Raw genomic sequence first — 25,131 nt, 5'->3', positions numbered from 1 at the left:
TACGAATATTGTTTTTTTAATCAAGAACGAAACTATTAAGATTATGAAAGATCTAACTAACAAATATGAAAACGCAAAATCTAGCTCAATAGAGTTTATGAAAAACAGACAAATAAGTGCTTATTTAAACTCGCTTTTAGAGATGAATAAATACAAAAGATTAATGGGAGCAATTATTGCTAATTAATCATATCAAAACCAGTATAAGGAATTAAGACTTCCGGAACTTGAATTCCATCTTCTGTTTGATAGTTCTCTAAAATACCAGCTAAAACACGCGGTAAAGCCAAAGAGCTTCCATTTAATGTGTGTGCTAATTCGCTTTTACCTTCCTTGTTTTTAAAGCGTAGTTTTAACCTGTTGGCTTGAAATGTTTCGAAGTTAGATGCAGAGCTAATTTCTAACCATCTGTCTTGAGCAGTAGAAAACAATTCAAAATCGAACGTTAATGCAGATGTAAAACCTGTGTCTCCACCACATAAACGTAAAATTCTATAAGGTAATTTAAGTTCTCTTAAAATATCTTTAATATGTTCAACCATTCCATCTAAAGCTTTGTAAGAATTCTCTGGATGTTCTACCCTTACAATTTCTACTTTATCAAATTGGTGTAACCTGTTTAAACCACGAACGTGAGCACCATAACTACCAGCTTCTCTTCTAAAACAAGGGGTATAACCAGTTAACGTAATTGGAAAATCTGATTCTTGTACTAAATCACCGCGAAAAATATTAGTAATTGGGACTTCTGCTGTAGGAATTAAATATAAATCATCTACAGTAGAGTGATACATTTGTCCATCTTTATCTGGCAATTGCCCAGTTGCAGTTGCCGAAGCCGTATTTACCAGATGAGGTACTTGCACTTCTGTATAACCAGCTGCAGTATTTTTATCTAAAAAATAATTGATTAATGCACGTTGCAATCTTGCACCTTTGCCTTTATAAACGGGAAAACCAGCTCCAGAGATTTTTGTACCTAATTCAAAATCGATAATGTCGTATTTCTTAGCTAATTCCCAATGAGGAAGTGCATTTTCACCTAAATTAGGAATAATACCTTCACTAAAAATGTTTTCATTATCTTCTTCAGAAGTTCCTGCTTTTACAGAAGCATGAGGAATATTTGGTATTTGATATAAAAGTTGATCTAATTCATTAGAAAATTCAGATAGTTTCTCAGATAGTTCTTTAGAACTTTCTTTTAACTGTACTGTTTTTTCTTTTAAAACATTCGCTTCTTGGGCTTTTCCACTCTTGTATAAATTTCCAATTTCTTTGGATAGTTTATTAGACTCTGCTAATGTATTATCAAGAGTAACCTGAGTTGCTCTTCTGTTTTCATCTGCAGTTAAAACTTGTTCAATAATTGTTTCAGCATCAGCAAAATTGCGTTTTGCTAAACCTTCTAAAACTTTGGTTTTGTTTTCTCTAATAAACTGTATTTGTAACATTTTTTCGATGTTTTATAAGCCACAAATATACACGAAGATTAAGACTTTGGCAATCTACTTCTAGAGATTGTTTTTAATGTAACCTCTGGCAATTAATTCGTCTTTTTTAAGTTGGTTAATTAGCAATTCTAAAGAATCAAATCTCTGTTCATCTCTTAAAAAATAAAGTAATTCTATGGTTAATTTTTTGTGATACAGATCTTTGTTAAAATCAAAAAAATGCACTTCTATGGTTTGATGATTGCCATTTATAGTAGGTCTGTTTCCTATATTCATCATTCCAAATATAATTTCTTTATCCATTAAAGATTTTATTACATACACACCCGTCTTAGGCACCAACTTGTAAGTTTCTTTAACATCAATGTTTGCTGTTGGGTAGCCAATTTTGCCCCCTAATTTTTTACCATTTACGACATTTCCATTAAGCATAAAATTATACCCTAAATAGTTATTCGCCGTTTTTAGGCTCCCTGAATGTAATGCATGTCTAATTTTAGTAGAGCTTACAGAAACATCATCGATATCTTGTGCAGGGATCTCTTCTACTTCAAAATTGTATAAATGACTATATTCCCTGAGTTGAGTTATGTTGCCTTCTCTATTTTTACCAAAGTGATGGTCATACCCAATAATAAGTTTCGAAATATTTAGTTGATTTACTAAAACATCTCTCACGAATTCTAAGGCCGTTGTTCTAGAGAATTCTTTACTAAAAGGATGAATGATGAGGTAATCTAACCCTGTTTTTTTTAGTAATGTTGCTCTTTCTTCTATGGTATTTATCAGTTCTATAGAAGCGTCTTTTTGTAAGACCATTCTTGGATGAGGAAAGAAGGTTAGTAAAACCGATTTTTTTTGCATTTTTCTTGCTTCAAAAACTAGTTTTTCTATAATTTTTTGATGTCCAAAATGCACACCATCAAAAGTACCAATTGTTACAAAAGTTTTCTCCTCTGACGAAAAGCTTGATGTTTTTTGAAAAATTTTCAAGAAAATAAGATTTTACACTACAAATGTACAATATATAGAAATGAATAGTTGCATTTTAGTTCCTGTTTTTAACAGCAGTTATTTATTAATTTATTGTTGTAAATTTTGTAAAAATGATAATTTATAGAATGATTTATTCTGAAATTCAAAAAAAATTGTATTTTGCGTACAGTTAATAAACAAATCAAATTATGATAAAAAAGACTTTACTCTTGGTATTTATAGCTCTTGCTAGTTTATCAATGGGAGCGCAAACCACTGTAACAGGTGTGGTTAAGGACGCTAAAACAGGTGAAACACTTCCTGGAGCAAATATTAAAATATCTAGAAAAGCAGTAGGTACAAATACTGATTTTGACGGAAAGTTTGTTTTAAACACTATTGATAAACCTCCTTTTACGTTAGAAATAACAATGTTGGGGTTTAAAGAGGAAAAGATTCAAATAACAAAAAACAATCAAAAAATAGTTGTCTTGCTTTCTGAAAATGAAACATCTTTAGATGAAATTGTTCTTTCTGCATCTAGAACTCCAGAGCGTATTATGGAATCTCCAGTAACTGTAGAAAGAATGGATACTAGAGCTATTAAAAACACATCTTCACCTTCTTTTTACGATGGTTTACAAAATTTAAAAGGAGTAGACGTAAATACAAACAGTTTAACGTTTAAGTCGGTAAACACAAGAGGTTTTGCAACATTTGCAAATACACGTTTTATGCAATTGGTTGATGGTATGGATAACTCATCACCAGCATTAAATTTTGCCTTGGGTAATTTATTAGGAATGTCTGAGTTAGATGTGAAAACAGTAGAATTATTACCAGGTGCATCTTCAGCATTATATGGTGCGAATGCATTTAATGGTATTATGTTTATGACCAGTAAAAATCCTTTTGATTCTCCAGGAATAAGTGTATCACTTAAAGGGGGAATTACAAGTCAAGAAGCTGGTGGGAATAATGAGTTTTCAGATTTTAATATCAGAATGGCCTATAAGTTTTCAGAAAAATTTGCAGCAAAAGCTACATTATCAGTACTGGAAGGTACTGATTGGTTTGCAACAGATTATAGAAATACAAATGGAGACGAATATATTGCTGGAAACAGACAGACTGATAGAAATTATAATGGGGTCAATGTATATGGTGATGTTGTTTCTACAAACATTAGAGGAGTTGCTCAAACTTTAGAATCATTAGGTGTTATTCCTAATGGAGCTGCTGCACTTATACCAAGTGAAAAAATTAGTAGAACAGGTTACAACGAAAGAGATTTAATGGATTATGGAGTTTCAAGTGTTAAATTTGGCGCTTCTTTAAATTATCGTCCTTATGGAGATGATCGTTTAGAACTTATTTGGAACTCAAAAATTGGTACAGGAGATACGCAGTATTTAGGTGGGCAAAAATATAGCATTCAAAACTTTTTAATGCAACAACACAAGTTAGAAGCAAGAGGGAAGAACTTCTTCGTAAGAGGTTATATGACGTCAGAAGATGCAGGAGATTCTTACAACACGTTATTTGCAGCATTAAATGTGAATAGAGATTGGAAAGATGATAACACTTGGTTTGGTGAATATACAGGAGCGTATTTACAAGGTACTTTAGGAGGTTTAACTTCAGATCAAGCACATGCAGTCGCAAGACAAACAGCAGAATCTGGAAGATATTTGCCTGGTTCTCCAGAATTTCAACAATCTTTTGAAAGGATTATTGCTGATCCAAACCTAATTACTGGAGCAAAATTTAGAGATCAAACTAAACTATATCATGGAGATGCAAATTATAATTTTCAAGATGTAATTGATTTTGTTGAAGTTCAAGTTGGAGCTTCTTACAGAAGATATTCGTTAAATTCTTTTGGTAATATATTTACAGATGCAAATGGGCCTATTAACTATGATGAATATGGTATTTACACCCAAGCTCAGAAGAAATTTTTAGAAGAAGATCGTTTAAAAGTAACAGCTTCTTTAAGATATGATAAAGCACAAAACTTTGATGGAAACTTTTCACCAAGAGTATCATTTGCATATGCTGCAGGAGAAGATAAAAATCAAAACTTTAGAGCTTCTTTCCAAACAGGATTCAGAAACCCAACAACGCAAGATCAATATATTGGTTTAGATGTTGGTAACGCAATTTTATTAGGGGGTGTAGAAGATAACTTAGATAGATTCAGTACCACTTTTCAAGATGCAGGAACTACTTATACGATAACTGGTAGAGATGTTTATGCAAATGCACTTACTGTAGCAAGTGGTGGAACTGCTAAAGCAAACGTAGGTTTTGTAACCCCAGAAAAAGTAACAGCTTACGAAGTTGGTTACAGAGGATTATTAAAGCCAGGTTCTCAAAGAGTAACTGTAGATTTAAGTTTATACTACAACCAATATGAAGATTTCATAGCAAATACAAATGTACTTGTACCTTACAATGCAGTTGGTGGTTTTAAAGTATTTCAATTATATACAAACTCTACTGCAGATATTAGTTCTTATGGAGCTACAATTGGTTTAAATACTAAGATTTTAAACGGGTTTGATTTAGGTGTAAACTATACTTATGCTCAATTTGATTTTGATCAAGCAGCAAACCCAGATTTTGAAGCTGGTTTTAATACACCAGAGCACAAATTAAAATTACAATTTGGTAAAACAAACTTGTTTAAAAACTTCGGTTTTAATTTTAATGCAAGATGGCAAGACGAATACAGATGGGAGTCTACTTTCATTGATGGTACAATAGAAGAAAGAGTTGTATTAGATGCTCAAATTAATTATGCAGTACCAAGTTGGAAATCTGTATTTAAATTAGGAGGATCTAATTTAACAGGTCAAGAATACTTAAGTGCTCCTGGAATTGGTGCAATTGGTTCTCAATATTACCTTTCTTGGACAATTAATAACTAATAAATAATTAAGATATTTTATGAAAAATTATAAATATATAGGGTTGTTTCTTTTATCATTAGGAGTTATCTCTTGTGATGTAGATAATGAATTGGATGCAATTGCTGCAGAAGTTTTACCTGTAGTAGAATTAAACACAAACGGATTAGATTTTTCTAGTTATGTTGCAGTAGGTGCTTCTTTTACTGCTGGATATACTGACGGAGCAATGTTTGCTGCAGCACAAGAAAATTCATTTCCGAATATACTAGCTTCAAAATTTGGGACTAATTTTAGTCAACCTTTAATGAGTGATAATATTGGAGGATTAGTTTTTAACGGAGCTGCTGTGCAACCGCCAAGATTCTTTTTTAATGGAGCAGCTGGGCCAGCAAGATTACCAGCAACTCCAACAACGCAATTAGGAGTGCCTGCTTCTGGTGGGCCATTTAATAACTTTGGTGCACCAGGTGCAAAAAGTTTTCATTTAACTTTTGCCGGTTATGGGCAACTGAATCCATATTTTGGAAGAATGGCATCGAGTGCAACTGCCACAGTTTTGGGAGATGCTTTGGCACAGAACCCAACATTTTTTACTTTATCAGAAGTTGGTGGTAATGATGTATTAGGTTATGCGCTTTCAGGAGGTTCTGGAGTAGACCAAACAGGAAATCTTAACCCAGCAACTTACGGAGGTTCAGATATAACTGACCCAAATGTGTTTGCGAGCGTATTTAGTGGTATGGTTACTGCTTTAACAGCAAACGGCGCAAAAGGAATTGTTGTTAATGTGCCATACATTACAGATTTAGCAAACTTTACTACTGTACCTTATAATGCAATTCCTTTAGATGGAGGAAGAGCAGGTGCACTTAATGGTGCTTTTGCTGCTTACAATGGGGGTTTAGATCAAATATTAGCAGCAAAAAATGCGGGACAACTTTCTCCACCATTATTGGCTTTATTGGCAAATTTTGATCAAGCTGAAGTGGATAGAAGAAAAGTAAACTTTGCTGCGGGTCAAAATGCAGTGTTAATTTTAGACGAAGATCTAACAGATTTATCTTTGATAAATCCAGCGTTAACAAATATGAGACAGGCTACAGCAGATGATTTACTATTATTAGCAAGTTCTGCTGTTTTAGGTACAACAGTTGGAGGTAACCCATTAGCAATTAATGGAGTTTCGGTTCCTTTAGCAGATAACTGGGTTTTAACACCACAAGAACAAACAGCAATTAAAAACGCTACAGATGCTTATAATGCAACAATAGCAGCTGTTGCAAACTCAAACCCAAATGTAGTTTTAGCTGATCTTAAAGATGTTTTAGCTGAAGCTTCTACAGGAATTATGTTTGATGATTATACAATGACAACTTCTTTAGTTACTGGTGGTTTAATTAGTTTAGATGGAGTTCATTTAACAGCAAGAGGTAATGCATTAATGGCTAATAAAATATTAGAAGCTATTGATACAGGTTTTGGTACTAATTTTGGCACTGCAACAGGAGGTTTAGCAGTTGCAGGAGACTATCCTACAAACTATTCACCAACACTCAGATAATAGACACTATCTTCATATAAAAAGGGTTAAGACATTTATGTTTTAACCCTTTATTATTTTATTGAATAAAATTAAAAAACTACTTGTAGAGTTCATAAAACTTATTATATTTGCACCTCTCTAATAATAAATTAGAGTAAGTTCATTAAAATAAGACTGCGAAAGTAGCTCAGGGGTAGAGCATCACCTTGCCAAGGTGAGGGTCGCGGGTTCAAATCCCGTCTTTCGCTCTATACCAAATAATATTTCATGCTGAAGTGGTGGAATTGGTAGACACGCTGGACTTAAAATCCAGTGAGCAGTAATGCTCGTATGGGTTCAAGTCCCATCTTCAGTACAAAAGCCGTAACATATAAATGTTACGGCTTTTTTATGCTCAAAAAATTTCATTTCTCATCGTTTTCTTTTGATGTTTTCATTATTTTTGAGTAGACAAAAACACTTTTTATGGAAGATTTTATTTTATACTTTAAGATGGGGCTAACTCATGTTTTAGACTTTTCTGCTTATGATCATATTTTATTTTTAATTGTTTTAGCTGTTGTATTTAATTTTAAAGTATGGCAAAAAGTGTTGTGGTTAGTTACCTTATTTACTATTGGACATTCTATTACTTTGGCTTTGGCAGCCTATAAGCTGGTTCAATTTCCAATAGATGTTATTGAATTTTTAATTCCGTTAACTATATTCATTACAGGAGTTCTAAATGTAATTGTCTCAAAAAACACCCTCTCTAAGAACACCAAGATAAATTTATTTTTTGCTTTCTTATTTGGTCTAATTCATGGTTTGGGTTTTTCTAACTATTTTAAAATGATGATTGGTCAGGAGGAAAATAAATTACAGCCACTTATAGAGTTTGCGTTAGGTATAGAGGCAGCGCAAATTATAATTGTGCTAGGCATTTTAATCATAGGTGCTTTTTTACAAGGTTTATTTAAGGTTTCTAGGAGAGATTGGATTATGGTCACTTCATCAATTGTAATTGGTTTTGCAATTCAAATGATGTTAGCCCGTGTTTTTTGGTAATTAAATTTTGTAATAGAATTAACGCTTAATCTATATAAATCTATTTACTTTCGAACTATGACCGAAGAAAAACAATTAAAATATGACAAAGCTTATTTAAAAATGGCTTTAGAATGGGGGAAATTATCTAATTGTAAACGCAAACAAGTAGGCGCTTTAATTGTAAAAGATAGAATGATTATTTCAGACGGCTTTAACGGAACACCTACTGGGTTTGATAATTGTTGTGAAGATGAATCTGGTGCAACAAAATGGGAAGTTCTTCACGCAGAGGCTAATGCTATTCTAAAGGTTGCGTCTTCTACACAGTCAGCAAAAAATGCAACATTATATATTACATTATCACCATGTACTCAGTGTAGTAAATTAATTCATCAGGCTGGAATTAAAAGAGTGGTTTATGCCAACGCTTACAAAGATCCTTCAGGATTAGATTTTTTAAAGAAAGCAGGCGTTTCATTAACTTACTTGCCTTATGAATAGGAATAATTTACCGCTTTACTTTGCGATTGCATTAGTTTTTGGCATACTAATAGGTGTTTTTTTGGGAGGAAATACAAATGAAATATTTTCTTTTTCCAAACAAAATTCTCAAGAAATAAAAATAAAAAAACTCATTAATTTTATCAAAGAAGATTATGTAGATAAAGTTAACACAGAAGATTTATTAGATGGAGCTATAACTCAAATGTTAGGAAAATTAGATCCACATTCTATATATATTCCAAAAGAAAATCTACAAGCCGTAACTGAGAGTATGCAAGGAAATTTTGTAGGCATTGGTGTGCAGTTTAGAATGATAAGAGATACAATAACTGTTATTCAGCCTATAAAAGACGGGCCAAGTATACAAGAAGGAATAAAAGCAGGGGACCGTATTTTAATTGCAAATAAGGACACTCTTTATGGTAAAAACTTAAGAAGCGGGCTTGTGCCAAAGTTTTTAAAAGGAAAACCAAATACATCTATAAATTTAACAGTATACAGAAAAAGTAATGACTCTTTATTCCAAGTAGCTATTAAAAGAGGTAAGGTAAACATAAAAAGTGTAGATCTTGCTTATATGCTTTCTGATTCTGTGGGTTATGTTAAGTTAGATCGCTTTGCAAGAAATACATTTGTCGAATTTAAAAATTCCTTAACCACCCTTAAAAAGAATAATATAAGAGCTTTAGTTTTAGATTTAAGAGGCAATGGAGGGGGATTTATAGAAATTGCAAATAGGATTATAGATGAATTTTTAGAGGATGGTAAACTTATCGTATTCACAAAAGACAATAAAGACAAAATAGAAAACTTTTACGCTACAGAAATGGGCTCTTTTCAAAAAGGAAATTTATATGTTTTAATTGACGAAAACTCTGCGTCAGCCTCTGAAATTGTAGCAGGTGCTTTACAAGATAATGACAAGGGTACCATTATTGGAAGACGTTCTTTTGGTAAAGGTTTAGTACAAATAGAAATGGATTTAGGAGATGGTTCTGCAGTTCGTTTAACAACAGCAAGATATTTTACACCAACAGGAAGGTCAATTCAAAAGCCTTATTCAGCTAATGGGAATAAAAGCTATTATAGAGATTACCAGAAAAGAATTTTAAGCGGAGAGTTGTTAAATAAAGATAGTATTAAAGTTGTAGATTCTCTGCAATACAAAACACCAAAAGGTAAAATAGTTTTTGGAGGGGGAGGTATTATTCCAGATATTTTTGTGCCAATAGATACGACTACTTATATGTCAAATTTTTATTTTAATACTATAAATAATTTTGCTTTTGATTACGTAGATGAGCATAGAAAAGAGTTGAATGATTGGACAATTGACACTTTTGTTAATCAATTCGATTTAGATAATGAGGTTTTTGAAAACTATTTATCCTCTATAAAAGACAAAGTAACTCCATCATTTAGAACAGAAAAAACCATCAAACCGTATCTAAACGCATCTATAGCCAATGTGCTTTTTGGTGATGAAGGTTTTTATAGAATTATGCACAAAGATGACAAAATGTTGCAAAAGGTATTAGAGTTGGATAGTAAAAAGGAATAGCTTTTCTTTGTGATAATGATTTCAATTAATACTTCAAAAAATAAAAAAGTCTACTTTGCTTCAGATCAACATTTAGGAGCACCTAACCATTTGCAAAGTCTTCATAGAGAAAGAAAATTTGTATCTTGGTTAGATAGTATTAAAGATAATGCTACCGCTATTTTTTTATTAGGAGATTTATTTGACTTTTGGTTTGAATATAAAACAGTAGTTCCAAAAGGTTTTGTGCGGACTTTAGGAAAATTAGCAGAAATTTCTGATGCCGGAGTTCCTATTTATTTCTTTGTAGGAAACCATGATCTATGGATGAAAGACTATTTTAAAAATGAATTAAACATTACAGTTTATCACCATCCACAAGAGTTTTTAATTGATAATAAAAAATTTTTAATTGGTCATGGAGATGGCTTAGGACCTGGAGATAAAGGTTATAAACGCATGAAAAAAGTGTTTACTTTTCCTTTATTTAAATTTATGTTTCAATGGCTTCATCCAGATTTAGGCGTTCGCTTAGGGCAATATATGTCTGTTAAAAATAAAATGATTTCTGGAGATGAAGATGCAAACTTTTTAGGAGAAGATAATGAGTGGTTAGTGCAATATTGCAAAAGAAAATTAACTCAAAATCATTATGATTATTTTGTTTTTGGGCATAGGCACTTACCTTTAGAAATAAAATTACAAGAAAATAGCAAATACATAAATCTTGGAGATTGGATACATTATTTTACATTTGGCGAGTTCAATTCAGCTACATTTCGTTTAGAAAAATTTAACTGAAAGCCCTATCATTACTAGTAAATATACCAAAATCTTTAACCTTGTTTTAACAGAAAAAATTTGTTAAAATTGTAGCTTTGTTTTTCTTAAAATAGTAATAATCAATTCATAATTATACAATGGACGTAGATGTTAGAGCAATTAATGAAAAAATAGAGAGAGAAAGTGCTTTCATAGACATACTTACTTTAGAAATGAATAAAGTAATCGTGGGTCAAAAACAAATGATAGAAAGTTTGTTAATTGGTTTGTTAGGTAATGGTCATATTCTTTTAGAAGGTGTGCCTGGTTTGGCAAAAACTTTAGCAATTAACACCTTATCAAAAGCGGTGCAAGGTTCTTTTAGCAGGGTGCAATTCACGCCAGATTTATTACCTGCAGATGTTGTTGGTACTATGATTTATAATATGAAAGACAACGATTTTTCTATTAAAAAAGGACCAATTTTTGCAAACTTTGTTTTGGCAGATGAAATTAACAGAGCACCAGCAAAAGTGCAATCTGCTTTGTTAGAAGCAATGCAAGAACGCCAAATTACTATTGGAGATACTACTTTTAAGTTAGATGAACCATTTTTAGTAATGGCAACTCAAAACCCGGTAGAACAAGAAGGTACTTACCCTTTGCCAGAAGCACAAGTAGATAGATTTATGCTTAAGGTGGTTATAGATTACCCAAAAATTCAGGATGAGCAAGTTATTATGCGTCAAAATTTAAGTGGTGGTTTTGCATCAGTTAATCCAGTAATATCTGTAGACCAAATTAACAAAGCAAGAGAAGTTGTTAATGAGGTTTATATGGATGAGAAGATAGAAAAATATATTCTAGAAATCATATTCGCAACACGTTATCCAGAAAAATACAACTTACCAAACTTAAAAGATTTAATAAGTTTTGGAGCATCACCTAGAGGGAGTATCAATTTAGCAAAAGCAGCTAAATGTTATGCTTTTATTAAAAGAAGAGGGTATGTAATTCCAGAAGACGTTAGAGCTGTAGTTGGTGATGTTTTACGTCACAGAATTGGTATTACTTATGAAGCTGAAGCAGAAAATGTAACATCAGTAGAAATCATCAATCAAATTATAAACGAAGTAGAAGTACCTTAGAATTAGCTCTTAGCATTTAGCAATTAGCCAACAGCAAAACGCAAAAAGCCAACAGCTTAAAACAATGGATACAAAAGATATACTTAAGAAAGTTCGTAAAATAGAAATTAAGACAAAACGTTTGTCTAATGATATTTTTGGAGGTGAATATCATTCCTCTTTTAAAGGGCGAGGTATGACTTTTTCTGAAGTACGCCAATACCAATTTGGAGATGATGTTAGAACTATTGATTGGAATGTTACAGCGCGTTATAATGAACCTTACGTTAAGGTTTTTGAAGAAGAACGTGAACTGACAATGTTATTGATGGTAGATGTATCTGGATCAGAATTTTTTGGCACTAGTAATCAATTTAAGAAAGATACCATTACAGAAATTGCTGCAACATTAGCTTTTTCTGCAACTCAGAATAATGATAAAGTTGGGCTAGTTTTATTTTCTGATGATATAGAACTATATATACCACCTAAAAAAGGTAAAAGTCATGTTCTAAGAATTATTAGAGAATTAATTGAGTTTAAGCCTAAAAGTAAAAAAACCAATATTTCTGTAGCCTTAAAGTTTTTATCTAGTGTTTTAAAAAAGAGAGCAATTGTTTTTATGTTATCTGATTTTATGGACGATGATTATGAAAAAACAGCAAAAATTGCGGCTAAAAAACATGATTTAACAGGTATTAGAGTGTATGATAAGCACGATGAGGAAATTCCTAATTTAGGAATGGTACCTATGTTAGATTCAGAAACTGGGGCTATTCAATATGTAAATACATCCTCTAGAACAACAAGAAATAATTATAAAGCTAACGCCATACGATTAACAGATTATTACACTAACACTTTTCAAAGAAGTGGGGCAGGTACAATAAATACTAGGGTTGATGAGAGTTACGTGAAAAAATTACTAGGTTATTTTAAACATAAAGAAAGGTAAGGTAAGCAATGAAAAAAATTATTTTATACATTTTGTTATTTCTATCTGTAGTGGGGTATACTCAAACTTCTATGGTTAGTGCTAGTATAGAAACATCTTCTATTAGAATTGGAGAGCAGTTTAAGTATAAACTTGTTATAAATGAAACCGAAAATGTAATTTTACCAAAATTAGATTTAAAAGGTTTAGAGGTAATAGATTCTGTAAAAACAGATACAATAAACAATCAATTAATACAGAAATATATCTTAACTGGTTTTGATAGTGGAGCCTATTATATTCCACAACAACAAGTATTTATTAAGAATCAAGCCTATTTAACAGATTCTCTTTTAGTTAATGTAGCTACAGTTGCAGTAGATACAACTCAAATTAAAAAATACCCAATAAAAACGATTAAAAAAGAGCCTTATGTGTTTGATGATTTTAAGGTTTATATCTATTTGCTTATTGCAGCATTATTAATCATAGGTTTTTGGATTTACTGGTTTGTCATCAGAAAAAGAAAAACAGAAGAAGAAGAGGTAACTTATAGAGCGTTAACTCCTTACGAAGAGGCTATATATAAATTAAATGAACTTGACGAAAAATTATTGTGGCAGAATAATAAAACCAAGCAATATTATAGTGAGCTCACAGAAATAATTCGTGGTTATATAGAACGTGAATTAAATGTACCTGCTTTAGAAAAAACATCAGACGAAGTTATAGCAACATTAACTGATTTTCATTCCTCTGAAAGCATAAGAACCTCTATCGATTCGATTAAAAAGTTAAAAGCACTATTTCAAGAAGCAGATTTAGTAAAATTTGCTAAATCTAAGCCATTGGCCATAGAAATTGAAGAAGATAGAAGAGATGCAGAAGTCATTCTTAGTGACTTAAAACCTAAAATTATTAGCAAAGATGATGAATTGGAGTAATTTTGAGTTTTTAAATCCGGCGTTTTTATGGTTGTTAATACTAATACCATTATTAGCAGTTTGGTATTTCTTTGTTCGTAAAAGAGATGCAGCAGTGTTAACTTTACCAAGTACCAAAGGTTTTAAAACTAAAACCAGTTTTTTAGCGAAGTTAAAACCAGTTTTATACGTTTTAAGATTATTAGCTTTAGCAGCTATAATTTTAGCTCTTGCAAGACCTAGAAATGTTTCTGTAAGTAAGAGAACAAAAACAAACAGAGGTATAGATATAGTTATGGCTATTGATGTTTCTGCAAGTATGTTAGCCAGAGATTTAAAACCAAACAGGCTAGAAGCACTTAAAAAAGTAGCTGTAGATTTTGTAGATAGAAGGCCAAATGATAGAATTGGTATTGTAGTTTATGCTGGTGAAAGCTTTACACAAACACCAATTACTAGCGATAAAACTATCGTAAAAAGAACCATAGATCGTTTACAATGGGGGCAATTAGAAGGAGGTACAGCAATTGGTATGGGTTTAGGTTCTGGTGTAAACAGATTAAAAGATAGTAAAGCCAAAAGTAAGGTTATTATACTACTAACAGATGGTGTAAATAATGCAGGTAACATAGATCCAACAACTGCAACAGAATTAGCAAAAGAACTTGGTATTAAGGTATATACAATTGGAATAGGTACAAATGGTATGGCTGATTTTCCTTGGAGTAAAGACCCAAGAACAGGTATGCTCAACTTTAGAAAACAACAAGTGCAAATAGATGAAGATTTGTTAAAAAATATTGCAAAAGAAACACAAGGAAAATATTTTAGAGCTACAGACAATACATCATTAAAAGAAATTTATGATGAAATTGATTCGTTAGAAAAAACTAAGATTGAAGAATTTAAATACTATAATTACCAAGAAATGTATAGAGATTTGGTATTCTTAGCTTTAGGTTTATTGTTGTTAGAATTTTTATTAAGAAACACATTATTTAAGAGTTTTATATAAATGTACAGATTAGAAGAACCAATTTATTTTTATGCATTAGCAATCATACCAGTTATGATTGTAATCTACTTATTGGTTTTATGGTGGAAAAAAAGAACTCAACGTAAATTTTCTAACCCAGAATTACTACAAAAAATAGCACCAAATTCATCGGTTTTTAAATCTAATTTAAAGTTGATTATGTTTGTGTTAGGAATTTCCTTCTTAATAATTTCTTTGGTAAATCCAAAAATGGGTTCAAAATTAAAAACGGTAAAAAGAGAAGGTGTAGATGTTGTTTTTGCGTTAGATGTTTCTAAAAGTATGTTGGCAGAAGATATAGCACCAAACAGATTAGAAAAGGCAAAACAGATTATTTCTAAAATTATCGATAAATTAGGCTCAGACAGAGTTGGTGTTATTATTTATGCCGGTAATTCTTATCCACTATTACCAATTACAACAGATCATGCAGCTGCAAATATGTTTTTGCAAAATGCAAATCCAGACATGGTATCAAGTCAAGGAACAGCTATTAACGAAGCTCTGGAATTGGCTAAAACCTATTATAATAATGATGAGCAAACCAATCGTTTTTTAATCATTATTTCAGACGGAGAGGATCATCAAGAAGAAACTAAGCAAGTAGCACAAAATTTATCTAATGAGGGCGTAAAAATTTACACAATAGGTGTAGGAACAGAAAAAGGAGGCCCAATTCCGATGCGTTTAAATGGCGCTATGATTGGGTATAAAAAAGATAATAAAGGAGAGACTGTTATTACTAGATTAAATGCAAATGTTCTAAAAGACATTTCTGATGCAGGTGATGGTAAATATGTAAATGGTAATATTACAGAAAAACCTGTAGCTACAATTTCTGACATTATAGCAAATGCTCAAAAAAATGAGTTTGAAACCAAACAATTTTCAGATTATAAAGACCAATTTCAATGGTTTTTAGGAGTAGGGCTAATATTTTTAATTTTTGATATTTTCTTATTCGATAAGAAGACTAGATGGGTAAAAAAGATTGATTTATTTAATGAAGAACCTTTAAATGAAAAATAATATGAAAACGTATTTAAAAATATCAATTCTCTTTTTGATGCTGTTCTCTATCAAAGAAATCTCAGCTCAAAAAGACTCTACAGCTTTGCAACGTAAAGCTAGAAGTATGGTTAGGCAAGGAAATGAATTATACCAAAACAAGCAATATACAGATGCTTCTGTAGCTTACAAAAAAGCATTAAGCAACAGTTCTTATTATGATAAGGCAAGTTACAATTTAGGTAATGCTTTGTATAAAAATAAAAACTTTAAAGAGGCTTTACCTCAATATGAATTAACTGCAAAAACTGCAGAAGATAAGTTAACGAAAGCGCAAGCCTATCATAACATTGGAAATGCTCATATGGAAACTAAAAATTACCAAGGAGCAGTAGATTCCTATAAAAACGCATTACGAAATAACCCAACAGATGAGGAAACGCGTTACAATTTAGCTGTAGCTCAGCAATTATTAGAAAAAGAAAATCAGCAAAATAAAGACGATCAAAACAAGGATAACAAAGATAAGAAAGATCAAAAAGATCAAGATAAGGACAAGAAAAACGATAAAAATAAGGATCAAGATAAGGACAAGAAAGAAGGTGAAGATAAGGATAAGAAAGATGATAAAGATGGTGAAGGAGATAAAGACAAAAAACAAGATCCTAAAAAAGACGATAAAAAAGATCAGAACAAAAAGCCTAAACCTCAACAAGGAAAAATGTCTCCTCAGCAAATTAAGCAGTTGCTAGAAAGCTTAAATAATGAGGAAAAGAAAACGCAAAAGAAAATGAATGCGAAAAAGGCAAAAGGCAAAAAAACTAAACAAGAAAAAGATTGGTAAAACCAACAATTTAGAAAGACGATGAAGTTGAGATTTTACATATTACTATTCATAACCCTATGTACACTTTCTATTACTGCGCAAAAAGCAGAATTAAGTGTTGCTGTGAGTAAAAATAAGTTAGGATTAAACCAGCGCTTACGAATTGAATATTCTATAAATAAACAAGGTGCAGATAATTTTAAAGCACCAGATTTTACAGGATTTAGCGTTATTCAAGGACCGAGTCAATCTGTTAGTCAATCTTGGATTAATGGTAAAGTAAGTTTTTCACAGTCTTACTCATATATTTTAAAACCAAAAAGACAAGGAGAATTAATAATAAAGCCTGCAAGCATTAACATTAATGGTGGTACAATAGATTCAAAAATGATGAAAATTATTGTTACAGAGCCTATTGCAACTCCAGAAAACCCTAATGATCCAGATTATATTGCAGCGCAAAATATTCATTTAGTTGCAGAGGTGTCCAAATCTAGACCATATGTTGGTGAGGGCGTTTATGTAGAATACAGATTATATGTTAGCGAAAATATAAGTGTGTACGACACCTCTATAACAGAGGCTCCACAGTATAATGGTTTTTGGAATCAGGAAATTAAAATAAACGGTTTCCCCGTTAAAATGGGAAAATATAATGGAGAAAACTATAGATATATTGTGCTCCAAAAAGCATTATTGATTCCTACAAGAACGGGTAAACTAACAATAGAACCAATGAAAATGGATATTGTAATTGGTGTACCAACAGGCAGAGCTGATTTCTTTGGAAATATAATTACTAAGAATATTAAAAAAGATTTTTCTTCAGTTAAAAAAATAATCCAGCCTAAAAGCCTTCCTTTAGAAGGTAAGCCAGAGAATTTTACAGGTGCTGTTGGGCAATTTAATTTTGATGTTAGTTTAAGTAAAGATGTTTTAAAAGCGAATGAATCATCAGAAATAAAAGTAGCAGTAAATGGTAGAGGAAACTTAAAGTTATTTGAGTTGCCCACAGTAAAAACTCCAAAAGAGCTAGAAACTTATCAACCAGAAAGAAAAGAAAGCGTAAGAATAACAAGTAATGGTTTATCTGGATCTTTTTCAGATACGTATACTGTAGTACCACAATACAAAGGGAAATATAAATTACCAGACATTTCTTTCTCTTATTTTGATCCTAAAGCAAAAAAATATAACACTATAAATACAGACGATTTATATGTAGATGTGTTAGAAGGTAAAGAATTAATTACAACTACAGATAACACAAACCCTCAACAGAAAAATGTAGTTTCCTCTGGAAAAAGTTTTAGATACATACAAACTAAAACCGATTTAGAAATTAAATATGACAGTGATTTTTACCAATCTTATTTATTCTACATTCTTTTAATTTTACCACTATTATTGATTCCATTAGCTATTATAATTGGTAAAAACAACCAAAAGAGAAAAAGTGATGTTGTTGGCTTACGCTTTAGAAAAGCAGAAAAATTAGCTAAAAAATACCTGTCAGCAGCTCAAAAGCAATTGGGTAAAAAAGAAGCTTTTTATGAAGCTTTAGAACGTGCTCTACACAATTACTTAAAAGCGAAATTAGGTTTTGAAATAAGTGATATTAGTAAAGAAAACATCACCCAAATTTTACAGAAAAGAAACATTAATGATGCAACTATAAAACAATTTATAGATGTTTTAAAAGCATCTGATTTTGCAAGATATACGCCTGTTACAGATACAGAAATGAAACAAGAGTATGAAAGAGCTAAACAAGTAATCGTTGAATTAGATAAACAGTTATAAGATGAAGAAAATCCTATTTTTATTACTGCTAGTTGCTCAGGTATTTTATGCTCAAGATGAGCAAAAGATTTTTAATTCTGCTAATGAAATGTACAAACAGCAGAATTATGAAAAAGCTATTGAATTCTACAAAACGTTAGAAAGTAACAATTTAGTTTCTCCTGAATTATTTTATAATCTAGGGAATGCACATTATAAATTGAATCAGGTTGGTCCTGCAATTTTTTATTACGAAAAGGCACTACAAATCGATCCAGACAATGAAGATGTAAAAAACAATTTAGTTTTTGCTAAGAGGTTAGCTTTAGACACTATAGAAGAATTGCCAAAAACCTTCTTTCAAAAAATAAATATAAATTATATTCAAAAACTATCATACAATGAGTGGGCTATAGTAGTTGTTTCTTTTGCAATTTTAGGTAGTATTTTATTTTTACTTTTCTATTTTTCTAATAGACCAGGCACAAAAAGATTTTTCTTTGTTATAAGTATGCTTAGTTACCTCTTTTTAATCATTACCTTCTTTATTACATTTAACCAACATTCTCTAGCAAATAACAACAAAATTGCTATTGTTTTTGCAGAAGAAACAGAGGTGATGAATGCGCCAACCCTAAATTCAGAAGAGCTATTTACCTTGCATGAAGGTACTAAGGTCACTGTTTTAGATACTATAGATAACTGGAAAAAAATTAAGTTAGCAGATGGTAAAATTGGCTGGATTGTAGCTAACGAAATTAAAGAGTTAGACGAAATATAATTATTAAATTCACTTAAAAATATCTTTTTCTCACTATATTGCATTGTTTCCTTAAAACGAAGCAAAATCAATCAATCAAAAATTTCTCTCGTTTTTATCAATGAAAATGAGTTCAATTAATACAAAGTAAAATTTATGTTTAAGTATTTAAAGAGTGACTTACCTGCAAGTGTTGTAGTGTTTTTTGTGGCATTGCCACTTTGTTTAGGTATAGCATTAGCAAGTGGTGCTCCCTTATTTTCTGGTTTAATAGCAGGTATTGTTGGTGGTATTGTAGTTGGTGCGTTATCTGGTTCTAAAATTGGTGTTAGTGGACCTGCTGCAGGTCTAGCAGCAATTGTTTTAACGGCAATTGGTACCTTAGGTGGTTATGAAAACTTTTTGGTAGCTGTAGTTATTGGAGGTGTAATTCAGTTAATTTTCGGAATTTTAAAAGCAGGTATTATTGGTTATTATTTTCCATCCTCTGTAATTAAAGGAATGTTAACAGGTATTGGAATTATAATTATTCTAAAGCAAATACCACACTTTTTTGGGTATGATGCAGATCCTGAAGGAGATTTTGCTTTTTTTCAAGTAGATGGAGAAAATACATTTTCTGAAATTTTTAAATCAATAAATAACATAAGTTTAGGTTCTACAGTAGTTGGTATTGTTGGTCTTGGAATTTTAATTCTATGGAGTAATGTCTTATCAAAAAAAGGAAAGTTTTTTCAATTAATTCAAGGGCCATTAGTAGCTGTAGTTTTTGGTATTGTATATTATATACTTACAGATTCTACCTCTAAATTTGGGATTAGTTCAGAGCATTTAGTAAGTGTTCCAGTTCCTGATAGTTTCGATTCATTTTTGGGTCAATTCAGTTTTCCTAATTTTGCAGCAATTACAAACCCTCAAATTTGGGTAGTTGGTTTTACAATTGCATTAGTAGCAAGTTTAGAAACACTTTTATGTGTAGAGGCTACAGATAAATTAGATCCGCATAAAAATGTAACACCAACAAATAGAGAATTACTAGCTCAAGGTACAGGTAATATTTTATCTGGTTTAATTGGTGGTTTACCTGTAACACAAGTAATTGTAAGAAGTTCTGCCAACATTCAATCTGGAGGTCGAACTAAATTATCTGCAATATTTCATGGTTTTTTATTATTGATTTCGGTAATCTTAATACCAACATTATTAAATAAAATTCCACTTTCTGTTTTAGCAGCAATCTTATTAATTGTTGGTTATAAGTTAGCAAAACCAGCGTTATTCAAGAAAATGTGGGATTTAGGGTGGAAACAATTTATTCCATTTACAGTAACAGTTGTAGGTATTGTATTTACAGATTTACTTGTAGGTATTGCTTTAGGTTTAGCAGTGGGTATTGTTATTATCCTTATCAAAAGTTTCCAAAACTCTCACTTTTTGCACATAGAAGATAAAAGTGATGGTAAAAACCGTATTAAAATGACGCTAGCAGAGCAAGTAACTTTCTTCAATAAGGGAGCTATTTTAAATGAATTAGACAGTTTACCAGAAAATACGTATTTAGAGTTAGATGTTAGAAAAACCATTTATTTAGATAATGATATTATAGAAATTTTAGAAGACTTTGCAGTAAAAGCAAATGAAAGACACATTGATATTAAAATAATCTCTGAGAGAGGAATTGTAGATAATCCAGAAAGTTTTATAGAATTCTTTAAATTGGAAAAAAATCATAAAAAAGCATGAGAAATACAGCCATAAATAAGCAAGTACAAGACAATTTAACTCCAGATGATGTTTTAACAGATCTATTAGCAGGTAATGAACGTTTTATCAATAATGATTTAGAAGAGGTTTCGTATTTAGATTTAGTACAACAAACTACTACTGGTCAATACCCAAAAGCAGTTGTGCTTTCTTGTATAGATTCTAGAGTTCCTGTAGAGCAAGTTTTTGATCAAGCAATAGGCGATGTTTTTGTAGCTAGAGTTGCTGGTAATTTCGAAAATGAGGATATTTTAGGTAGTTTAGAATACTCATGTGCAGTTGCTGGAAGTAAACTAGTTTTAGTATTAGGTCATGAAAGTTGTGGCGCTGTAAAAGCTGCTTGTGATGATGTTAAATTAGGGAACATTACACATTTATTAGCCAATATTATGCCAGCTGTAAAAAAATCAGCAAAAGAAATAGATGGCGATAATACTTCTGCAAATCCTAAATTTGTCGCAAAAACTGTAGAGAATAATGTGCTTTTAACAATTGATAGAATTAGAGAACGAAGCGAAATTTTAGCAGATTTAGAAAGTTCTGATGCTGTTAAAATTGTAGGAGGAGTATACTCTTTACAAACTGGTAAAGTAACAATGTTGTAATAAGAATATTCAATATTATAATAAAAGCTGAGTTTTAAACTCGGCTTTTTTTGTGGCTGATATTTAAGCTTTAATAAACTTTAAAGAAGGATTCTCTTCATCCATAATTGCAGGAATTAAGGTTGGTACAATAGATTTAATAGGATAAAATAGTACAGACTCATCTAACATTTCTTCATCAACAAAAGGAATAGTTTTATTAAACTTCTCAAAGAATAAAAAGAGTACGCTTAAAATTAAAGACCATTTTAAGGTTCCAAAAATGGCTCCAAGAATTTTATTTAACAAACCCAAAGCAGTAATATCTGCTAACTTTGTAAGTAATTTTCCAACGAAAATAATGGCCAAAACAACTGCTAAAAAAGTAACAGCAAATGCTACAATTTTATTTGTTTGATGAGACCATTCTAAAACAGAGTCATTTAACGCATATTCTATATAGTAAGAATAGTGAATGGCACAAAAAACGCCAGCAACTATAGCAACCAATGATGCAATTGATGCAAAAAGACCACTCATAAAACCTCTTACAGCTGCAAAAAGTAATATGACAATAATGATAATATCAATTACATTCATGGTTTATAATTTGTGTAAATCTACAGTATATTTTATCAAATTAAAAATGCACATTGTATCTTTACATTTTAATATCAAAAATGACAAAAGAGAATACTTTAAAAGAAAAATGGAGTCTTTTAGTAAGCAAACTATCTGAAGATTTTTCAGATGGAGATGACCTAAATGTAGATGGTATTATTTATTTAATAGGTGTTCAAGAATTAGGGCAAGGTCACAGAACTTTTAAAAAAGACGAAAAAATGAATCTAATGCACATTGCCATTTGCAAGTTATTAGAACCTTATGGTTATTATGAGTTCGTTTATTTTGATGATGATGGTTGGCCTCATTACAAAATACTTACAGATTTACCGAATTTAAAACCTGGTGAACAAACTGTATTAATGAAAGAAGCCATTGTTACCTATTTTGAGGCTTTAAACTACTTTTAAACCTTAGGTTACACTCATTTTACGAATCATAAAAGAGAAAATTTTAGGCATCCAACGCTTTACGTAAACGCCCAACTTTTCTTTGGCTCCAGAAATATAAACTTCTTCTTTCTTATCCTTTATAGCTTTAGCCATCAACTTTGCAAATCGATCTGGCTTAATACCATTTGCTGTGGCATTATCCATTTTATCTTGTGGAAAACCATCACCAGTTAGTGCATTTTTAGAAATATTTGTATTTACAAAACCTGGGCATACTAAGGTTACAGCTATATTATCATTAAAATGTTCTGCTCTTAAACTATCATAAAAACCATGTAATGCATGTTTGCTGGCAGCATAACTAGATCTTAAAGGTGTACCTATTTTACCAACAATACTTGTGGTTATCACGAATTGTCCACTTTTATTAGCAATAAAATGAGGTAACAAAGCCTTAGCTAAAGCTACGTTTCCTAAATAGTTTATATCCATAATTCGTTTATCAACCTGAATATCGGTATCTATTACTAAAGAGCGCTGACTTATTCCTCCATTATTTACAAGAATATCAATTTTACCAAATGAAGCAATTGCTTCTTTTGTAACAGGTTTCAAATTGGTAAAATCTTCTAAATCTAAAGGAATTATCTTAACTTTATTAGAGTTTTTACAAGCGTTTTTAACCAATTCTAAATCTTGCTTTTTTCTAGAAGATAAAACTAACTGCGCTCCTTGCTCTGCTAATTCTATGGCTAATGCTTTTCCTATTCCAGAAGAGGCTCCAGTAACCCAAATTGTTTTATCAGAAAAGCTCATAAGTATATATTTAATGTTACAATATACCTATTTAAAAAGAGAAATAGTATTTTTGGAATGCTTCTTGAAAAAATTACACAAATTTAAACTAATTAATATGCTAAAGAAATTACTGTCATTATTGCTATTTGCGACTTCATTTATGTATGCTCAACATTCTGTAAAGGGTGTAATGAGTCCTAAATTGGAATCTGACTGGTTAATTTTATACAAGTTAGAAGGTACAAAACAGGTATTTGTAAATAACACAAAAATTAAAACTGATAGCACTTTAATTGGAGGAAAGCAAGAAGCAGTTGGAAGGTTTGAATTTCAGCTACCAGCAACTGCAAAACCTGGTGTTTATAGAGCAAATTATAAATTAGAAGGAGCAGGTTTTGTCGATTTTTATTACAATAACGAAGACGTTACCTTTATTTTTAATCCAGAGTATCCACAAGAATCTATAGCCTTTTCAATTAGTGAAGAAAATAAATTGTATCGTAATTATTTAGGTGATATTTCTAAAGCACAGCAAAGCTTAGATAGTATTCAGGTTGCAGTTTTACAAGATCCAAGTTTAAATTTAGCAGATGCATATAAAAGTGCTTATAGCAATTTAAATAAGGTACAAGTGAAATACGATAAGCTTGCAAAAAACAGATACATAGCTCCAGTAATTAGTGCTAGTTTAAGGGTGAACTCACCCACTATTTTCAATTCGGTAGATGCGTATTTATCAAGTATAAAAGGAACTTTTTTTGATCGTTTAGATTTTTCTAACAAAACCTTAAGAAACTCTCCTTTTCTTACCAACAGAACTTTAGATTACATATTTTATATTAATTATTCAGATGATTTAGTAGAGCAGCAGAAGTTATATAAGAAGTCTGTTAATACAGTGCTTTCTAAAATTTCTGATAAAAGCTACAAGAGAGATATTATAGCGTTTTTGGTAGATCAATTTGAAGCTTCTAAAAATATAGAAATTATCGATTTCTTATTTAAAGAACATTATAGCAAGCTTCCTGTTGCTTTGCAAGATGCGAAGTTTAAAAAAGAAAAAGAGGCACTGTTTGCCACAGAAATTGGTAGAATTGCTCCAGATTTTTCCTGGACAGAAAATGAAAGAACAGTTAAACTCTCTACTTTAAATGATGCAAATCATTATGTGTTGGTTTTTTGGAGTACAAGTTGTTCTCATTGCTTAAGGGAAATTCCTCAGTTGCATAGGTACATGAAACCGAAATCGAATATTAAAGTAGTGGGGTTTGCGTTAGAAAAAGACGCTTCTATTTGGCAAACGTTTACCAAAGCAAATTTAAAAGGGTGGCATAATGTGTTGGGTTTAAATAAATGGGAAAATAAAACTGCTAGAATTTATCAAATAAATGCAACCCCTACCTATATTATTTTAGACAAGAATAAAAAGATTGTTGCCAAGCCAAACGATATCAATGATGTAAAAACATTTGTAGAGAAACTCTAAAAATGTAAAAATGCATCTTCAAGGTGTTCTATCTTGGTTTCTTTTTTATTGGTGATAATAGCAATAATATCAAAACGTACTTCTACATCTAAATCATTATTGGTAACATAGAAATCTATTGCAGATGTTAGTAGTTTTATTTTTTTCGGATTTACAGAGTCTTGAGGGTTTCCAAAATATGCTGAGGTTCTGGTTTTAACCTCTACAGCAATAAGAATATCATCTTTTTGGGCAATAATATCTACTTCAGCCTTTAAATACCGATAGTTTTTTTCAAGAATTTTATAGTCATTTTTTAGTAAAAAATTGATAGCTAATTGTTCTCCTTTTTTCCCAAGTTCATTATGTTGTGCCATAAGGTGAAT

24 protein-coding genes and 2 tRNA genes are annotated in these 25,131 nt (G+C 31.1%); 21 read left to right on the top strand and 5 right to left on the bottom strand.

Annotated features, from left to right (window positions below; genetic code table 11):
- Window positions 1-43: 43 nt before the first annotated feature.
- A complete protein-coding gene (locus Q0L44_RS00940; RefSeq protein WP_296634015.1) occupies window positions 44-187 on the top strand; it encodes a hypothetical protein in 144 nt (47 codons plus the stop codon).
- Here the strand turns inward: Q0L44_RS00940 and serS are convergent.
- Together serS and Q0L44_RS00930 are read right to left on the bottom strand one after the other, a co-directional pair.
- Window positions 180-1,454: a serine--tRNA ligase gene (serS, locus tag Q0L44_RS00935; protein WP_296634013.1), complete on the bottom strand. Its 1,275-nt coding sequence runs from the start codon at window positions 1,452-1,454 to the stop codon at window positions 180-182. The two genes, Q0L44_RS00940 and serS, sit on opposite strands and share 8 nt — an antisense overlap.
- Before the next feature lie 60 nt (window positions 1,455-1,514).
- The gene (locus tag Q0L44_RS00930; RefSeq protein ID WP_296634011.1) at window positions 1,515-2,447 is read right to left on the bottom strand and encodes a bifunctional riboflavin kinase/FAD synthetase; all 933 of its coding nucleotides are present in this window, start codon (window positions 2,445-2,447) and stop codon (window positions 1,515-1,517) included.
- Between the two features lie 191 nt (window positions 2,448-2,638).
- On the opposite strand from Q0L44_RS00930, the gene Q0L44_RS00925 reads away from it, so the two are divergent.
- The 18 genes from Q0L44_RS00925 to Q0L44_RS00840 all read left to right on the top strand — a co-directional run bounded on the left by Q0L44_RS00925 (window position 2,639) and on the right by Q0L44_RS00840 (window position 21,487).
- Window positions 2,639-5,362 carry a TonB-dependent receptor gene (locus tag Q0L44_RS00925; RefSeq protein WP_296634008.1) on the top strand — a complete coding sequence of 908 codons (2,724 nt, stop codon included), beginning with the start codon at window positions 2,639-2,641 and terminating at the stop codon, window positions 5,360-5,362.
- Window positions 5,363-5,381: 19 nt separating this feature from the next.
- Window positions 5,382-6,905, top strand: a complete 1,524-nt coding sequence (locus Q0L44_RS00920) for a G-D-S-L family lipolytic protein (RefSeq protein WP_296634005.1) — start codon at window positions 5,382-5,384, stop codon at window positions 6,903-6,905.
- A 158-nt stretch (window positions 6,906-7,063) separates the two neighbouring features.
- A tRNA-Gly gene (locus tag Q0L44_RS00915) sits at window positions 7,064-7,135 on the top strand.
- A 21-nt stretch (window positions 7,136-7,156) separates the two neighbouring features.
- Window positions 7,157-7,242 (top strand) — tRNA-Leu (locus tag Q0L44_RS00910).
- Between the two features lie 110 nt (window positions 7,243-7,352).
- Window positions 7,353-7,934 (top strand): HupE/UreJ family protein, encoded by a 582-nt coding sequence (locus Q0L44_RS00905; RefSeq protein WP_296634003.1) that lies wholly within the window; start codon window positions 7,353-7,355, stop codon window positions 7,932-7,934.
- Window positions 7,935-7,991: 57 nt separating this feature from the next.
- Window positions 7,992-8,417 carry a dCMP deaminase family protein gene (locus Q0L44_RS00900; RefSeq protein ID WP_296634001.1) on the top strand — a complete coding sequence of 142 codons (426 nt, stop codon included), beginning with the start codon at window positions 7,992-7,994 and terminating at the stop codon, window positions 8,415-8,417.
- A complete protein-coding gene (locus tag Q0L44_RS00895; RefSeq protein ID WP_296633998.1) occupies window positions 8,410-9,981 on the top strand; it encodes a S41 family peptidase in 1,572 nt (523 codons plus the stop codon). The genes Q0L44_RS00900 and Q0L44_RS00895 overlap by 8 nt, the downstream gene beginning before the upstream one ends.
- Before the next feature lie 15 nt (window positions 9,982-9,996).
- Window positions 9,997-10,761: a UDP-2,3-diacylglucosamine diphosphatase gene (locus Q0L44_RS00890; protein WP_296633996.1), complete on the top strand. Its 765-nt coding sequence runs from the start codon at window positions 9,997-9,999 to the stop codon at window positions 10,759-10,761.
- Between the two features lie 119 nt (window positions 10,762-10,880).
- Entirely contained in the window at window positions 10,881-11,870 is a 990-nt protein-coding gene (locus Q0L44_RS00885) for a MoxR family ATPase (RefSeq protein ID WP_296633993.1), read from the top strand.
- Between the two features lie 64 nt (window positions 11,871-11,934).
- Entirely contained in the window at window positions 11,935-12,804 is an 870-nt protein-coding gene (locus tag Q0L44_RS00880) for a DUF58 domain-containing protein (protein WP_296633991.1), read from the top strand.
- A gap of 8 nt (window positions 12,805-12,812) precedes the next feature.
- Window positions 12,813-13,727, top strand: coding sequence for a hypothetical protein (locus tag Q0L44_RS00875; RefSeq protein WP_296633987.1), 915 nt, complete (start codon window positions 12,813-12,815; stop codon window positions 13,725-13,727).
- On the top strand, window positions 13,714-14,721 hold the full coding sequence (locus Q0L44_RS00870; protein WP_296634194.1) for a VWA domain-containing protein: 1,008 nt from the start codon (window positions 13,714-13,716) through the stop codon (window positions 14,719-14,721). Before Q0L44_RS00875 ends, Q0L44_RS00870 begins: the two co-directional genes overlap by 14 nt.
- The gene (locus Q0L44_RS00865; protein ID WP_296633985.1) at window positions 14,722-15,771 is read left to right on the top strand and encodes a VWA domain-containing protein; all 1,050 of its coding nucleotides are present in this window, start codon (window positions 14,722-14,724) and stop codon (window positions 15,769-15,771) included.
- A gap of 1 nt (window position 15,772) precedes the next feature.
- Window positions 15,773-16,594: a tetratricopeptide repeat protein gene (locus Q0L44_RS00860; protein WP_296633983.1), complete on the top strand. Its 822-nt coding sequence runs from the start codon at window positions 15,773-15,775 to the stop codon at window positions 16,592-16,594.
- Between the two features lie 21 nt (window positions 16,595-16,615).
- Window positions 16,616-18,379, top strand: a complete 1,764-nt coding sequence (locus tag Q0L44_RS00855; protein ID WP_296633981.1) for a BatD family protein — start codon at window positions 16,616-16,618, stop codon at window positions 18,377-18,379.
- Window position 18,380: 1 nt separating this feature from the next.
- The gene (locus Q0L44_RS00850) at window positions 18,381-19,139 is read left to right on the top strand and encodes a tetratricopeptide repeat protein (RefSeq protein ID WP_296633980.1); all 759 of its coding nucleotides are present in this window, start codon (window positions 18,381-18,383) and stop codon (window positions 19,137-19,139) included.
- 135 nt (window positions 19,140-19,274) lie between these two features.
- Entirely contained in the window at window positions 19,275-20,861 is a 1,587-nt protein-coding gene (locus Q0L44_RS00845; RefSeq protein ID WP_296633978.1) for a SulP family inorganic anion transporter, read from the top strand.
- Complete coding sequence (locus Q0L44_RS00840; protein ID WP_296633975.1) at window positions 20,858-21,487, top strand: carbonic anhydrase family protein; 630 nt, start codon at window positions 20,858-20,860, stop codon at window positions 21,485-21,487. The genes Q0L44_RS00845 and Q0L44_RS00840 overlap by 4 nt, the downstream gene beginning before the upstream one ends.
- A 63-nt stretch (window positions 21,488-21,550) precedes the next feature.
- Here Q0L44_RS00840 and Q0L44_RS00835 read toward each other — a convergent pair whose 3' ends face one another.
- Window positions 21,551-22,066 carry a CvpA family protein gene (locus Q0L44_RS00835; RefSeq protein ID WP_296633972.1) on the bottom strand — a complete coding sequence of 172 codons (516 nt, stop codon included), beginning with the start codon at window positions 22,064-22,066 and terminating at the stop codon, window positions 21,551-21,553.
- 80 nt (window positions 22,067-22,146) lie between these two features.
- Here Q0L44_RS00835 and Q0L44_RS00830 point away from each other — a divergent pair, with 80 nt between their 5' ends.
- A complete protein-coding gene (locus tag Q0L44_RS00830) occupies window positions 22,147-22,500 on the top strand; it encodes a hypothetical protein (RefSeq protein ID WP_296633971.1) in 354 nt (117 codons plus the stop codon).
- A 3-nt stretch (window positions 22,501-22,503) separates the two neighbouring features.
- On the opposite strand, the gene Q0L44_RS00825 is transcribed toward Q0L44_RS00830, so the two are convergent.
- Window positions 22,504-23,298 carry an SDR family oxidoreductase gene (locus Q0L44_RS00825; protein ID WP_296633968.1) on the bottom strand — a complete coding sequence of 265 codons (795 nt, stop codon included), beginning with the start codon at window positions 23,296-23,298 and terminating at the stop codon, window positions 22,504-22,506.
- Window positions 23,299-23,395: 97 nt separating this feature from the next.
- On the opposite strand from Q0L44_RS00825, the gene Q0L44_RS00820 reads away from it, so the two are divergent.
- Window positions 23,396-24,766: a TlpA disulfide reductase family protein gene (locus Q0L44_RS00820; protein ID WP_296633965.1), complete on the top strand. Its 1,371-nt coding sequence runs from the start codon at window positions 23,396-23,398 to the stop codon at window positions 24,764-24,766.
- Here Q0L44_RS00820 and Q0L44_RS00815 read toward each other — a convergent pair.
- Window positions 24,763-25,122, bottom strand: a complete 360-nt coding sequence (locus Q0L44_RS00815; RefSeq protein ID WP_296633962.1) for a YraN family protein — start codon at window positions 25,120-25,122, stop codon at window positions 24,763-24,765. The genes Q0L44_RS00820 and Q0L44_RS00815 overlap by 4 nt on opposite strands.
- Window positions 25,123-25,131: the final 9 nt, after the last annotated feature.

The sequence above is a fragment of the Polaribacter sp. genome (genome assembly GCF_024639685.1).
Taxonomy (GTDB): Bacteria; Bacteroidota; Bacteroidia; order Flavobacteriales; family Flavobacteriaceae; genus Polaribacter.
Note: the sequence above shows the minus strand (reverse complement) of the source record. Positions and strands in the feature narration are given on the sequence as shown.